Source organism: Staphylococcus sp. mip270_02 (genome assembly GCF_054031535.1).
Map to the genome: position 1 here is coordinate 2172651 of NZ_CM132934.1, position 15248 is coordinate 2187898.

Annotated in this window: 12 protein-coding genes; all 12 read right to left on the reverse strand. The window is 31.5% G+C overall.

Annotation, left to right across the window (positions count from 1 at the left end; translation table 11 throughout):
• Positions 1-202: 202 nt before the first annotated feature.
• Positions 203-1150, reverse strand: coding sequence for a peptidoglycan recognition protein family protein (locus tag ACW5YJ_RS10210; protein WP_457338619.1), 948 nt, complete (start codon positions 1148-1150; stop codon positions 203-205).
• Positions 1151-1577: 427 nt separating this feature from the next.
• Complete coding sequence (locus tag ACW5YJ_RS10215; RefSeq protein WP_196583690.1) at positions 1578-1835, reverse strand: phage holin; 258 nt, start codon at positions 1833-1835, stop codon at positions 1578-1580.
• A 27-nt stretch (positions 1836-1862) separates the two neighbouring features.
• Positions 1863-2366 (reverse strand): phage holin family protein, encoded by a 504-nt coding sequence (locus ACW5YJ_RS10220; RefSeq protein WP_330999342.1) that lies wholly within the window; start codon positions 2364-2366, stop codon positions 1863-1865.
• Positions 2367-2414: 48 nt separating this feature from the next.
• Positions 2415-4304 carry a glucosaminidase domain-containing protein gene (locus tag ACW5YJ_RS10225; RefSeq protein WP_196583691.1) on the reverse strand — a complete coding sequence of 630 codons (1890 nt, stop codon included), beginning with the start codon at positions 4302-4304 and terminating at the stop codon, positions 2415-2417.
• Between the two features lie 55 nt (positions 4305-4359).
• The gene (locus ACW5YJ_RS10230) at positions 4360-4692 is read right to left on the reverse strand and encodes a DUF2977 domain-containing protein (RefSeq protein ID WP_186335311.1); all 333 of its coding nucleotides are present in this window, start codon (positions 4690-4692) and stop codon (positions 4360-4362) included.
• The gene (locus ACW5YJ_RS10235) at positions 4692-6551 is read right to left on the reverse strand and encodes a BppU family phage baseplate upper protein (protein WP_457338137.1); all 1860 of its coding nucleotides are present in this window, start codon (positions 6549-6551) and stop codon (positions 4692-4694) included. Before ACW5YJ_RS10235 ends, ACW5YJ_RS10230 begins: the two co-directional genes overlap by 1 nt.
• Positions 6551-8458, reverse strand: coding sequence for a phage baseplate protein (locus tag ACW5YJ_RS10240; RefSeq protein WP_457338138.1), 1908 nt, complete (start codon positions 8456-8458; stop codon positions 6551-6553). Before ACW5YJ_RS10240 ends, ACW5YJ_RS10235 begins: the two co-directional genes overlap by 1 nt.
• Before the next feature lie 14 nt (positions 8459-8472).
• Positions 8473-10326: an SGNH/GDSL hydrolase family protein gene (locus ACW5YJ_RS10245; RefSeq protein ID WP_457338139.1), complete on the reverse strand. Its 1854-nt coding sequence runs from the start codon at positions 10324-10326 to the stop codon at positions 8473-8475.
• 11 nt (positions 10327-10337) lie between these two features.
• On the reverse strand, positions 10338-11264 hold the full coding sequence (locus tag ACW5YJ_RS10250) for a phage tail family protein (protein WP_457338140.1): 927 nt from the start codon (positions 11262-11264) through the stop codon (positions 10338-10340).
• 11 nt (positions 11265-11275) lie between these two features.
• The gene (locus ACW5YJ_RS10255) at positions 11276-14365 is read right to left on the reverse strand and encodes a phage tail protein (protein WP_196583696.1); all 3090 of its coding nucleotides are present in this window, start codon (positions 14363-14365) and stop codon (positions 11276-11278) included.
• Positions 14366-14367: 2 nt separating this feature from the next.
• Positions 14368-14676, reverse strand: coding sequence for a hypothetical protein (locus tag ACW5YJ_RS10260; RefSeq protein WP_196583697.1), 309 nt, complete (start codon positions 14674-14676; stop codon positions 14368-14370).
• Between the two features lie 62 nt (positions 14677-14738).
• Positions 14739-15233 carry a tail assembly chaperone gene (locus ACW5YJ_RS10265; RefSeq protein WP_196583698.1) on the reverse strand — a complete coding sequence of 165 codons (495 nt, stop codon included), beginning with the start codon at positions 15231-15233 and terminating at the stop codon, positions 14739-14741.
• Positions 15234-15248 lie beyond the last annotated feature (15 nt).

Sequence of the window (15248 nt, forward strand, 5' to 3'; positions counted from 1 at the left end):
CGGAATCTTTTAACAACATCAAAATATACATTTGAATTATATCATAAAAAATAGGGCAAGCACATAAGCGTCTGCCCTAAATATAATATTGATCTCGTGGTGCCATTACGAGTTATCAATAATTAAATTTTAACACAATTCATTTGTGCTTAATATATTATTTATTTAATCTTATATAAGATAATCTCTATAAACTCATTCTCTATTTAACTTCTAATTTTCCCCATAATGCTTTTTCTTTTAATAACTTCTCTTCTTTATCAGTAATCTCACCTATAGGCATGAAGAAATTATCTTTTTTGTTTGCTCCATCTGCTTGATATTTAAATCTAATCCACCACAAACCATTTTTCTTATCTTTGATAACTTGGTCGAATTTCACATATTCACCAGGATAAATCCATGACCCTTTATCTACTTGAGCTTTATTTAATCCCATTGCGCGTCTTACGACAATTGGTTCAGTATTACTCTTATTTGCTGTAAATATTCCATTCCATCCCCATACTGTGCGAGGTGGTTTTGCTTTGATAGGTTCTTTTACATCTTTTGCTACTTTTTGTGTTGGTGAATCACCTTTCATATGTTTAAGCACTAAATTATCAAGCACACTAATATCATTTCTACCATATCCTGCGGCTGTTAATAAATTTCCTGGGTCTTGTTTATCATATTGTATTTGTTGGTGACCTGGCATCTCATTTCGAGGGTTAATTTCCCATGAATTACATAAAGCCGCCATAATACGACAAGCATTATCTAATGACTTAAGCGTCCGTGAACGATCTGTAAAATAACACGCTTCAAGTCCAAATGCGATATCATTAGCATCATCGCCATACCAATTATTATCGATTGGTGTGTCATATAATACGTGCCACGCTTTCTCTGTAACTGGTATACAAATAATACATTCCTTGTCATCTACAAAAATGTGAGCTGATGCTGTTCTAGCCCAATCAATATTATAAGTATTTCTATAGTAGTTAACATTTTGTTGTGCTGGTGAATCACGATTACCTGTATCATGAAATACTGCAAATCGTGGTTTACCACTATCTAATCGTTGTCCTGTTCGACGCGTGCCAATTGGTAAAAAATCAGTATAAACGGGTACGCCATTCCATGTACCTATTCTTTTTTTGCCCATGCTTTTTCCTCCATTTTTTAAATCATTAATAAAAGGGAGTCTAATGACTCCCCAAAATCCGTTGCTATCATAATCATGTTGAACCTTTTTTACTGGAGAGCCATTCCATGTACCCCAGTTTTGATCTAAAGAGTAAAAGGTTTGTAAATTACCACTTAGGCCAATTGATACATGCCCCCATTGACCACCTATCCATACACAAATATCTAGAGGTTCCACAACTAAATCACGTGTATTAGGTAAAAATTGGGTACCTTTCGGTGCAGTAGCTCTATTTTTTAAACTAATAATATCTTTCGCATCACCTTGAAAATGCCAATTGAAATATTTTTTACATACATGAATAATCCAATCGGCACATTGACCTGGATAAATGCCATCTTCATTATGTTGAACGCCTATGCGTGAATTAACATATTTTAATGCTTCACTTTTCTTTGCCACTACGCATCACTACTTTTTCATACTTATTTTGCGTTTTTAATTCTTTCATCATTTTATTACTTTCTTTAGCAGCGCTAGTAAATGGATTATCTTTCCATGTCGTAAGCAATGCTACTGCTATTGTCATTATTGTTGCTTCGTCAACTGGAATAGGACTAATACCTTTATTTGATAACCACTGATTCACTAACACCAAAATTAAACCTAATACTCTTACGATTACTGTTACTTTTACATCCATTTAATTTCCTCCTCATAATAAAAACCATCACGAATGATGGTTTGATTCTTTATTATCTGTTTTTAATTTTGCTTCTTGTATTTCATTACACTCTATATCTTTTGTATGTTTTGTAGTAAATTCTTCTTTAAAATCTTGCTTTAATGTTTGACTATCATTTTTTACAACTAACAATTTATCATTAATCCAACTAGGAACTGGTATACCCATTTCACTACAATTTTCAATTATTGATAATCCCTCATTGGCAATATAAAAGAATACTGTCACAGTAACTAAACCATTATTCAATCCTAATAATTGATCCATTATATTTGCTAAGATAATAATAAAAAAGATAAGTATTTTACGAGCATAGCCAAATAGTGCTTTTCTACTCCACAAGTGCTTATTTTTAAATGCTTTTGTAATTCCAGTGATTATATCTATTAACATCAATATAATAAGAAAATAGATAAAATTCATATTACCTGAATACAGTAATGTATCGAACGTTTCATTTTCAGTAAATTTAAAAGTTATTTCCTCCAATAATGCACCTCCTAAAATTTAAAAATAGACTAATCCAAAAGAATCAGCCTATTTTTTATATTGATCTCTTATAAAGTAAATTCCTATTAATCCTACCTTTGAATATAAGTTATAAATCGTACTAGCTTGATGTTTACACCAATTTATATCAGTTGCATATTGCATTGTACCTGGATTACGTGGATTCCATCTCATACGATATAGTGTGTTTTTCCCTTTATTAAAGTAGTTTTCTCTTACAAATTTTGCCCCACCGTGAATACCTTTAGCAGGTGTCGTCCAACCTCTATTTTTAGCATAACCAATGGCTAAATTTGGATTGTTATCATGAGCATTAATACCGAAGAAATTGTATATGCCATACCGACCACTAGCAAAATTAGATGTACCGTACGCACTTTCTAAAAAGGCATGGGCAATTAAGTATATTTCGTTTACATTATACTTTTTACATGCATCTGCAAATGCTTTTCCTTGTCCATGTAACTTGCCTTTACCTTTTAATATTTGATTAAGTTTGTCTACAGATACACCTTGATATTTACCTAAATCCAACATTTGATATTTTTGCTTACTATCACTCCATATTTTATTTGGATCCATAGCAGTACTTACTTTTGCACGACTGGCACCAAACCAACCACCACCTGTATTAACTACTGGAAGCCCCTTTGCCATTTGAGCATTTAAGGCTTGTGTGAATGTGTATTTACTAATTTCAATATCTACCTTACCTTTCGCTTTGTGTTGAGTAGGTGGATTATTAGGTTTTTTGATAAGTACATTATTAGTAGATGGTTTAAGTTTAATTCTCTTTTTAGATTTTTTAGTTACAATTACTTGTTTAAGTAACTCATCTTTTTTACGGTACATAGTTATTAATTTTTCAATAGTAAGTTGATATTTTTCTAATTCTGGATAGCCTTTTAAAATTAAGTCATAGTTAGTAGTATCTTTCATGATTCTCCAAATGTTTTTATCCAGCTTCAAAGAATTTTTACTTAACTTTAGGTCGTTCCATTCCAACATTTTCAAACCATGGATCATTGCATAAATTAACGTCCGCATATATTCTTCTTTTGTTTCAGACTCAGAACCGCATACCTCTAATACAATCCAATCAGAATAACTTTCAACTTGAAATTTAGTATGTCGACAATGCCATGTCATTTGCTTATCTACAAAACTGTGAGGATAAATAATATCATTATCATATTTATTTCGTTGTTTATAAATATCTTTGACGCTTCTAAACATAATACTTTCTTTGATATATAATCCCTTAATCGGTGAAGTTCTCTTATTACCATCGACAATATAATGTGTGACGTTTTCTCTCTCTTTGTCGTCTCTAAAACTTGTATAGGCAATATTAATAATATTTTTGAATCTTGGTGTATTATCTTTTTTAGTTTCTGTCGGTTTATTATTCTTACTTGGCTCTTTTCCTTTACTAGGCTCTTTTTTCTTCGGTTCAGGGTAATAAGGTGGCCTTACAAAATGTGTAACTCCACCTGGTGCATCACTGTACCTATGTTTTATTTTATAAGGAGGGCTTCCATACCAATTACCAGTATAATAATTTTGATCTACTGACCAAAAATAATCTTTAGTGGCTTTACCCACAACGATAGACACATGTCCTGGATCACGATTAGCCCATACTGCCCAGTCTCCTTTTCGAGGTACAAAGTTTTTTGTGTTTCTATAAATTTTAAAATTGCGTCCTCGATAATTTGATTTTTTAGCCATAGCATTAGCATTTCCTTGCGTAAAGAAACCCCAATATTTTTTTAATATGAAATTAGGTAAGTCCCAACATTGCCCGCCCCACTTACCATCAACATTTATGGTTCTTTTTATTCTAGCGATAGTTAACGCCCATTCTTCAACTTCACTTGCAGTTGGTTTACGTTTACTAGGTGAAGGCAAACCCATTTTCCCACCTCCTTTATTGGCATAATAAAAAGACCACAAAATTTATTTGCAGTCTTTACGCTTCAGTAGGTATCACTTTTTCTACTAATTCCTTTAGTTCTTCAAACTCTTGTCTGAGTTTCTCATTTTCTTTTTCTAATTCTTCAATTTTATCTTCCTTAAACTTAACCTCATCCGTTGTACTTCCTGTAAAATCAATTTCATTAGGTGGCTCATAATTAGGATTAATAATGATACCTTCATATTCATTATAAATATATTTACTTGGTTCATAATTATTATAAAAATCATAAGGTAGCTCTTCCTCAGAAATTTCAATTGCATTTATAACATGGCCAACACGAGCATAACCTATAATTTCTCTAGACTCATTAATTAAAATTTCCATTATCTCCACCCCATTATTTTTTGAACAGTAAATTTATTTGCATTTGCCCCTGAGGCTTTTCGTAATCCTAAATCCCAAAAAACATCATTAGCAATACGTAAAGTTGTATTATTAACTTTTGAAATAATACCTTCATATGAAGCACCACCATCGCCAGTAGAATCAGGAATATTATTTTTTGAAACAATAATACTTCCTGGCATTGATACTAAACTCACCTCATTGAATGTTCCTCCAGGATATATACCAGAAACAATAAGGAAATCATATTTGGTATAATCATCAGTTAAAACAATGTCATTACCTACACCATTTACAGAACCATCAAATAACACTTTTTTTCTTTCTTCATTAAAGGTACTCCAACTACTTAAATTTGAATTATTTAAAATTCTAACTAAATTTTTTGATGTTCCTTTAGGTGTAAACTCATATAATTTATTCTTAGTGTCTTTTGCGGTAACACGTAAATACCCCTCAGTGTTTTCAATCCCTATTGGTAAATCAGGCACTTTAACTGCGTAAAAGTTTGCTGTTTTTAATTCAACTAATTCACTTTGAGAGAAATCTAAATCTATATTAATTGCATTACCTTCTGAATCGGTTAACCTATGTTTTTGTATAGCAGCAAGATTTAATTGATTTTCCATAAAGTGCTTGTTTTCTGATGTTTTAGCTTCTACAAAAGATTCAATATAATTTCTTGTAATAGTTTCATCATTAACTTTCAGCCAACTCAACCATATATTGTCTTTATAAAAACATGTGTATATTTCATTTGAATCATCTGGATACCAAATGGCTCTGCCATTATTTTCAGATTTATAAATCACTAATAGTCCCGAAGCTATAGAATTGATTATTTGAATATCTGATAATTCTTCTTCATCATTTTCAATATACTCCGCATCTACTCTGTTATTATCTTTAGGCGTAACTTCAGAATTATCATTTTGTGGTTTTACAGATGGAGCATCAGTTGCCTTATTGATATGAACAAATTTTGTAGTTGTGGCATTTTCTAAAACAGAATGTATTGTAACGTCGTTTAATTCTTCAACTATTCCTGTATCCGTAGTTAATTTAGATTTTTGATAATTGACTACATCACCTTGTTTTAAAACACCTAAATCATTTGCTTCTTGTTTGGCAGTATCTATATACGCTTTGATTTCATCTTTCACAACTACTACATTTTCTATAAAACCATTCGTTTTATTTTTAAATTCATTTTCCCGTTCATTAAATGTATTATTTAAATTTGTTTCTACTTGTGTAGCCTTAAGAGTTATAGTGCTTATGCCTTCATTAACTTTATTTTCTACACCTTCTATAAGAGAAGGAAAATCACCTAATGCTTTATTAAATTTTGATATATCCCCATTAAATTGTGCCATTATATCTTTAAGCGTTTTAATATAAACTAATTTAGTTTTACCATCAAAATCACTAATTTGATCGTCATCAATTCTAAATGAAAACTCACACATCACAATAATGTTATTGCTACCATTTTGAGTGAAAAATACTTGCCCAAATACCTTCCCTGTATATCTTAAAAAATCATCTGGCAAGGTATAAGAAAGACGCCCATTGATTGGATCAATGAACGTCAAATCATCCGATATATGTGCGCCAGTTTCCGCTCCGTAATTCTCTGTTTTCAAATCAATTGTAGCCTTAGCATTATTAAGTCCAATTTCAAATGGTTTTTCATTCTTTGTAACTATAAAGTTTAAAACAGAAGTTCCTGTATCAGTATTAAAAAAGCTAATATTAGTATCTGTGATACTCTTATATTTTGATGTCACTTCTAAAGGAATTATATTATCATCTTTTAAAAACGCTTCTTCCTTCATCATCCAACCTCCTTATAACTACCAGCATTAGTAAACCATTTTGATTTTCTAGTACCTTGAGTTGTACGTTCTAATGTTTCAGGTGGTGAAATTATATTATTTCTGAATAGAAATTCTTTATATTGATTTTGTGATAACTTAACTCTTAAGTATACAAAACCTGCGACCCCTTTATATTTGGATGGAAAATCGACAAATCGTTTTGTATCTTCAGCAGTTAAATAAATTTCTAAACCAGGTATATTTAAATCAGCCAATTTATTTATGCTCTTAGGTGGCGTTTCCCACATTTCACCATATGTTTTATGGTAGCTCCAACCCACAGATGCTTTATTAGTAAACACATCCACATTTCTAGAAAATATCATTGTATTACGACCAAATGATGATCTAGTTAATACTTGTCTGACAACACCATTTATATCACCTGGCAAAACATCAAAAAACCATCCGTACCCTCTCCACGCTTTACTTAAAGGAAAGTCTTTAATATTCAATGTATCACCAGTGTACATATAATAGTGGCCAATTTCTGTCACATTACTTAACTTGCTAAATCCTTGTGCAGGTAAAGGTTTAGCTCTACCACCAGTATCAGTCATTAATACGGGCGTCGCTCTATTTTTCAAGCTATCATTTAAATCTCTTTGTGCAATGGAATGTATCTCATGATGCCTATTATTTCCTGGTCCAGTAGTAACACCAACTAAAAGCGCTTTTTTACCAGTTTCTTCATCATAATACATAGCCAAACCTTCTGCTTCTTGAAAATCACCTACATAGTTTCCATCAATACCACCAATTGTAACTATTCGCTTCCATAAATGTTTACCATTCTTAACATCAAATGCATGTAAATAATTAGGTATTTTAGGATTACTATCGCCCGTATACCAATAAAGAATACCCTCATCATAAGTAACACCTTGCATAGGTTGTGTTGGACTTGTATATACGTCTGGAATATCAAATTTATATAATATTTTGTCTACATTATTATCAATATCTTTAATACTTCTAATTTCAATAAAATTCAATGATTTCTTATCTTTAAATTCTTGTTGTGTATATTCTCGTCTAAAAATCATCAACTGTTCTTTAGAATTATATATAGCACTTGTATAACGATTATTAAATACATGAGGCATAACGTCTTGCATTTGTTCATCTTCATATTTAATTTCGCCAGTTTTATATTTAAAGCGTACAAATTTATTTTTCTTATTAGCACTTAAAACAGCCGAATAAATCCATAGCTCTCCTTTAATATACCTATAAGCATTATGTGTACCATGACCACCATTTTTTACTAATAGTCTATCTATAAATTGACCATTAGGTTTAAGCCTACTTAACATGTAATGTCCGCCTGGTCTGGATTGTGTCATATATATAATATGTGTACGGTAATCTACCCAAAAACTTTGCATTACTGCATTAGTTCTAGGCGATAAATCAGTAATAAATTGCATTTCTTGATTTAGTGGATCAAAACGATATTCTGCATTTAAAAATTCTTCATGATTCTGTTTGGTTTCTTCTGTAAGTTCAGATATTAACTTTGTATAATATAAATTTTCATGTCTAAGTCTTTCATGCAGTGTTGGATGAACAACCCCTTGATTACCAACTCGTGCATCCTTTACTTCATTAATTCCGTCTCCGTTATGCCCTAAAACTAAATTATTTAACCTAGCTACTAAATATTTATAGAAATCTGCAATACTTTGTCTTTGATAAATAATTTGGTCGGCATTATGTGCTTTCTTATCTGTTTTACCATGTGCATACATATATAAATTAACGTTTTGCATAAAACGGTTTAACTTTTGATAGTTAAATTCATGTTGATTTATATACTTTTCATTAAATATAGCATGTAAACTTGTTATTAATTTCTCTGTCACTAAAAGCCCCTCCTTTAATCATAAAAGTAATGATAATTTTTAATTAGCTCATACATGATAACTTCGTGTGCTAATTCATTCGGATGTAGTCCATCAGGCATGTTTTTCGCTCTATACGCAGGATTATATGGATCAATCAAATTAAATCGGTAAGCGTCAAAAACTGGAATATCTAACTCTGTACACGCTTCAACTTGGGCATTAACATAATCTTTCAAAACTAAATTTAATTTGTTTTTATCGGTGTCGCGTCGTCTTATTTTGTTATTAGCAACTGGGCATTGTCTTGTTGGTGTCATAGAAACTATCTTACAATTAGGATTATTATTTTTGATTGCTGTTACTGCTTGATAAAATGCTCCATAATAAGTTTTTAAGTCTTTTTCATCTTCGCCAATTGCTATACCGCCTTGAAATAACCAATCATCATCTGTACCTTGAACAATAATCAAATCTGTATTTTTTATCTTTAAGGCTTGTTCATATATACTATTTGGTCTATTTGTAGACATGGTAGCACCACCAACAGCGCTATTTGTTACTTTCGCTTTTATTTTTTTACCGAGCATTTGACCAAAGTTTTCTTTAGCTCCAGAACCTTTTGCAACAGAATCCCCGATAACATAAATAGACTTTACATTCCGAATACTAGATATCGGTGTAAAGTCTACTGTCATAGTTCCATTTTTAGTTTTTATTGATTTTCCACTTTTAGTTGGTTTTGATGCATTTTGTTCGACTAAGTTATTAATAGCTTTAATTGATCTATTCATATCTCTATTTCTTAATCGCTCTTTTTTTCCAGGTGTTTCAGTAGATGATACGTTTAAATTCGAAACATATTTTGCTGCTTTTCTTGCCATTTTCTTATTTCTTTCTGTTAATGTAAAATCACCTAAAATTACGTCTTGTTTAATGATTTTATTATTAACATCACGTTTAGTAGTGATTTCGACAATTCTAACCTCATCATTAATATTATTGACCGAATCTTTTAGCACAGTAATATCGCCTGGCAATGGCTTCGCTTCTTTATATGATTCAAGATGAATAAAATCAGTTGAAACGGAAATTTTAATACTATCATTAATGATTTTTTCCATTTTTTCTTTCAACTTATCTTCATGTTTAATACGGCCATCTATTACAGGCGGTGCATGTATTTCACCTATTACCTTTGCTACTGGATGAACATAAGTTATTTGTAAAGCGCCCTCCATGTATGAGTCATTTTCATCAAAATCACCAAAACCTTTAATATAAGTAAAACGTTCTGATGCATCTTCTTCTAATTGCACATTATTCGCATTAATCTTTGTATCTATTCGATATTTAGCTTCCTTACCTACAGACGTTTGCAAATAAAATGTTCTCTTTTTTTCATCATAATAATATTCAAGATTATAACGTTTTAAACCCTTTTTAAATAATTCTAGCCTTGAATCACCTTCACCTAGATTTTCAAACCTAGAAGCGTAAACTTTACTTAAAAGTTTAAAGTTATAACCACTACCTTTAAAAATAAGTTTGAAATATTCTTCTCCAGTAAAACTACCAGTATAAGATTCATGTATCCGTTTAGCCTTTAAATCAAATATTTCTCTTTTAATAGCTTTAACATATACTTTCTGATTTTCACCAATGCTACTCTTTTTAATATAAATAATTTTATATTCATTAATATCATCATTTCCACCTACATTTGTGACTGTCCACATTGTCGATATACTCGTAACTAAATCAAAATTATACGCATCTTCAACAATCTCAAAAGATAATACTGATTCTTCTGATACTTTATCCTGTGTAGTTGTATTAACAAATAATGGGAAACTACGCCCCACTAAACTGTTTATTATTATAGGCATAAGTATCCTCCTTATCTGTAATACATTTTAAATTTGAAAACAACCTTATTAACAACTTGATTAAAGTGAAATTGATTATAACCAGGAACTAACGAAGGTTGATTACCTGTGCCGTATTTTTTCCCATTGATAGGGATGCCATTTTTATATGTTTGTATACCATCATATTTAATTATGTCCCCTTCTTTTAAATCAATATTTTTTACAGTCATCATTTCACTCTTATATCCAGTGTCAAATGTAAAATGGTTTGTGTTTTCACCTATAGTTATTTCCACTATAAATTTTTGATTAAATTGATTTATCGGTACGTCACCAGCATAATAAACAAAATCATTCTCTGTATTATAAAACGTAAACTTCCTTTGATCGCTATTACTTATAAAAGTCATATTGCTAGTCATACCCCATAAATCTAAATCATTTCCACTTTCTAAATCTGTACTATAACCAATTGATTCATAATAAGGTAATTCAACTGTTTCAAACTCTAAAGTTATTAGACCTTCAGTTTTAGTAGTATCAAAAGAAATGCTAGAAACTAAGGCCACTAACAACTGTTTACCATCTACATAATTAAGCTCAAATTCATGTGTAGGATCTAGCATAGTCTGAAAAGGTATCTCGATATCATTAGCTGCCATTTCTCTCAAATAAAATTGGCCAGAAAATAAATTTTGGATACTATTTTTTAAGTGAGATGCATATGCAATCTTACTAACACTATAACGAACAACCATTGTTGCTTTTTTATATCTTTCAACACTAGAATTAAGAAATCTGCCATTAATTCTCTCAATTTCATTAAAATCTAATTCTTTTTCAGAACCTTGTACATCGAATTCTACTACTTCTAGTTTTTGGCCAGTGATAGGGTTATCACTAACCCTATACAGTTCGTCATTTTTATTTATTTCTACATCATGTGCTATAAACATATGCCACCTCCTTAAAAGTTGTCTCCGATTGCTTCTCTAGCTCCTAGTTCTTCAATAGTCGATTTAATCCATTCAGCATCGCCTTCATTTCTAACTAATAGATTTACTATTGGTTTATTATTTTCTTCTAAGCTATGTCTTACATCTTTACTCATATGAGCATTTATATCACTATTCAATGAACCACCTAAACCTTCTGTTATGCCAGGTGATAAGTCTACTTTAAATGCGTCCATTACTTTCGTTGCCGCTAATCTACTTTCTTTAGCCGCTTTATTAGCATATTGTGCAATTCCATTTCCTAAACCAATCATGGAATACATACCTAAAGATTTGAATTCTCTTGAAGGTGATTTTATACCTAACGCACTTTTAGCAGCATTTAATGCCCCTTTAGCCGCATCCCAGGCTGCTTGTGCTAAATCTTTAGCTTTATCTATAACGCCTCGAATCATGCCAGCTATTAAATCAACACCAGCTTGAACAAAATCAGATACAAAACTTCTCGCTTTTGATACTGCATTTGATACTCCATCACCGACCGCATTTACTACATTCCAGAAACCTTGTACTATACGCTCTAAAAATCTAGCCATTCCGTCAACAGCGGATTGAACCATATCGTTAAAACCTTGTCTTAATTTCGATAACCATTGACTGACTTTTTCGCCAATCATTCCTACTATTTCTTGGAATTTCACAGAAATAGTAGACCAAATTTGTGAAACTTTTGATGATACTATTGACCAAATTTGTTGCCAACTTGTACCGAAAATTCCAAGTATTCTATTTAGTGTACTTGATAAAAATCCAGTAATGATCCCCCAAATATTCACTATCGTTTGCCAAATAATTTGTAAATTTGTAGTTACCATATTCTTTAAAGTCTCCCAGGCTCCGCTAAAATCGCCTGTTAAAAGTTGAATTAATGCTGTAAATAAAGAGATGATTATATTTACAGCTATTGAAATAGCCGCACCTATTAATTGCGCCGCAATTTGAATGGTAGTCCATAACCCTTGAAACGCAGTAATAACTTGAGAAATTATCAACATGATTTGAATACCAAATATTTTATTAAAAATTTCACCTAAAACCTCTAAAATTGGCATTATTGGTTGTAATGTTGATTGAATACTAGCCCACAATTCTTGGAACCATGAAATGACTCCTTGAATCGCACCACCGATAGTATTAGTCAAATCTTGCCACATTTTAGTGATGAAATTTCTAAAATCTTCATTTGTTTTCCATAAATAAACAATAGCACCAACCAAAACTGCTATGATACCAACTACAATGCCAATAGGACTTGTAAGCGCAGTAAATGCAGTGCCTAATAATGGTAAAAGTTTAACTATATTTCCTATTGGGTTTAATAAAAAGCCTATTGCTCCTTTAAGAATATTAATTATCCCAGTGAATATCTTACTTGCGTTACCTGATGTAATAAATTTCTGTGCTAAACCTAATAAAGATGTTCCGAACAATCCTAAAAAGCTATTAACTGCCATCAATGGAACTGCTAATGACCAAATCGCCCCCAATAATATACCTGATATACCAATCAATCGAGCAATCCAAGGATGATTTTCCATTAAAGCAGCTGTAAACCCTATGACTTTAGTAATTACTTTTAAAAGTGCGCTTGCAATTGGTGCCATTGCTGTACCAAAGGCTACTAATAAATTCACGATATTACCTATTAACTGCATAATAACTGGACCATTTTTTTGTACATAATCAATGAACTTTCTAAAGCCCTCTGATTTTCCAACGGTTTCTGACCAATTACGGAATTTTGCACTCATTTTATCTAAATATTCAAAAATAGTATTTGAATTTTGTCCAAATGCCTTCATTAAATTAAAAATACCGGCAAACACATTTTTAAAAATGTTGCCGATAATAGGTAAGTTCTTTTTAGTATATTCTATAAATTGTTTAATACTATTTTGGCCATTTGCGCTATTAGCCCATTTTTGAAAAGATTGTCCTAAGCGATCAAACCAATTAGCTGACCATTGGAACAAAGGAGCTAATTGTGTAAATACGTTAATTATAGCGTCACCAAAGCGACCCAATGCACTTAATAGTTTATTGAATACTGAAACCCCAGTTGTATTCATCATTTTAAAGAATTTTTGTGCTACTTTTGAATTTTCTGCCCATTCTAGCATTTTCTTACTAGCAACGTTCACACCGTCAGCTACACCTTTTAAGAATGGTGTTAATGATTTCATAGCGCTTTTAACTGTATTTAAACCATTAGCCATAGATTCAAATATTGCATTTGCATTTTGTTTAACTATATCTTGCCATGTACTTTTAACTGCTTCTAAAGCAGTTTGGTATTTTTGCGTAGCTGAACTAGCTTCAATCGTTCCATCTTCTAACATTTTGATTGCTGTTATTGCCATTCCTGCATATGCAACAAAACCACCAAAAGCAACGGCACCTGTTCCAGCAAATGCTACTACGCCACCAGTTAATACTTTAACTGCATTTAATACTGCAAATAGCGCTGGAACTAATCCAGCTATAATAGGTATTAATGCTTGTATTGACGTTAACATTATCCCTTTAAAAGTTTGTGAAAAAACAATACCAAATGATTTGATATCTCCAGCTAATCTATCTACATTATTTTTGAAATGATTAACTTGTGTTTCAACATTTCGAAACAGTCGCTGTAGTTTTGATGTAGAAGTTGTATCAACATCAATTTTAATTGTTTTCTTTTTAGGTACTGTCCTCAAAGATTGTGTTACTTTTTTTAATTTGATTTGCGCCTTAGTTATATTAGCATCAACATTAATATTTCTATTGTTAGGTAATCTATATAAATTTTGAGTTACCTTTTTTATGTTGTATTGAGCTTTTTTCACTTTGGCATCTATATCTACTTCTTTTCGAGGAGGGATGGTAGTAAGTATCCCTTTAGCTCTAGTTAACTTTTTTTGTAGCTTTCTTAAATCAGCAGTAACATCTACATTTATTTCATTAGGTACTGAAGTTTTAGCCAATCGTTGTGCTTTTCTGATATTACGTTCAAAGTTTCTGATAACTGCATATATTTTAGCCACAAAATTACTTTCCATTTTCACCCTCCTTTATGACTTGTATTTCTATTATTTAAAGAATTATAAAATTTTCTAGTTCCTCTCATAACTCTTTCTCTATTCCGTTTATTTTGAGCAAGTTTTTGCTTACGTTTCAATTCGTATTTGTCCTCTTCACCTCGAACAATGTATCTTTCACGTTCAAGTTGATTTTGTAGTTTAGTTAATCTTTTACCTGCTTGAACCATGCCATTTGCTTGCGCCATAAATAGCATGGATTCTTTTTGATCTATCAAAGCCTGACGTCTCCCGACAATCCAATCGCTCCATTTATGTGGAACTAAATTCATAAGTTCATCTTCTGAAAGATAACCTATATACTGGCTTGTCAGTTGCCTTACCTCTGAATAATTTAGTAAGGTAGTTCGCCCATGATTTCTTTGTAGTTGTTCTTCAACATTTCGATTCCGTGTTTCGTTGTTTCTTTCTCTTCTTCTTTGACCATCGGTACAGATTGATTCATCTGTGACCAATAAGCACGTGATTTCTGCTTGAAAAAACCACTATTGTTCATCATGTCTAACGCACCTTGTAACAATTCTATAGTGTCGTCTTTTTCTTCAATAACTTTCATCAATGCATCCTCAATATCTTCACGTTTTGGTGCTTTTTTACCTAAATATGCAGTAGCACATTCCCAAAAATCAGCAATTGATTTTGTATCTCTAGATAAAATACCGTTATAAATTACATTAAATCCTGGTACTTTTTCTTTCTTTCCTTTTTCATCTTCACGTTCTTCAGTAAACTTTCCTGCTTTCATGTCAAAATTAAAAGTAGCTAGTGCTTTTATTTCTTCATCATTGATTGTTAAAGTTGTAATCGGATTAAAATTTTGTTTTGTCATTTTTATACCTCTTTT

What these genes read in the sequence shown, in the direction of transcription:
- ACW5YJ_RS10255 (WP_196583696.1), bottom strand. Translation starts at nt 14,365, where the DNA reads ATGGAAAGTAATTTTGTGGCTAAAATATATGCAGTTATCAGAAACTTT.
- ACW5YJ_RS10210 (WP_457338619.1), bottom strand. Translation starts at nt 1,150, where the DNA reads ATGGGCAAAAAAAGAATAGGTACATGGAATGGCGTACCCGTTTATACT.
- ACW5YJ_RS10215 (WP_196583690.1), bottom strand. Translation starts at nt 1,835, where the DNA reads ATGGATGTAAAAGTAACAGTAATCGTAAGAGTATTAGGTTTAATTTTG.
- ACW5YJ_RS10230 (WP_186335311.1), bottom strand. Translation starts at nt 4,692, where the DNA reads ATGGAAATTTTAATTAATGAGTCTAGAGAAATTATAGGTTATGCTCGT.
- ACW5YJ_RS10250 (WP_457338140.1), bottom strand. Translation starts at nt 11,264, where the DNA reads ATGTTTATAGCACATGATGTAGAAATAAATAAAAATGACGAACTGTAT.
- ACW5YJ_RS10265 (WP_196583698.1), bottom strand. Translation starts at nt 15,233, where the DNA reads ATGACAAAACAAAATTTTAATCCGATTACAACTTTAACAATCAATGAT.
- ACW5YJ_RS10260 (WP_196583697.1), bottom strand. Translation starts at nt 14,676, where the DNA reads ATGAATTTAGTTCCACATAAATGGAGCGATTGGATTGTCGGGAGACGT.
- ACW5YJ_RS10245 (WP_457338139.1), bottom strand. Translation starts at nt 10,326, where the DNA reads ATGCCTATAATAATAAACAGTTTAGTGGGGCGTAGTTTCCCATTATTT.
- ACW5YJ_RS10225 (WP_196583691.1), bottom strand. Translation starts at nt 4,304, where the DNA reads ATGGGTTTGCCTTCACCTAGTAAACGTAAACCAACTGCAAGTGAAGTT.
- ACW5YJ_RS10235 (WP_457338137.1), bottom strand. Translation starts at nt 6,551, where the DNA reads ATGAAGGAAGAAGCGTTTTTAAAAGATGATAATATAATTCCTTTAGAA.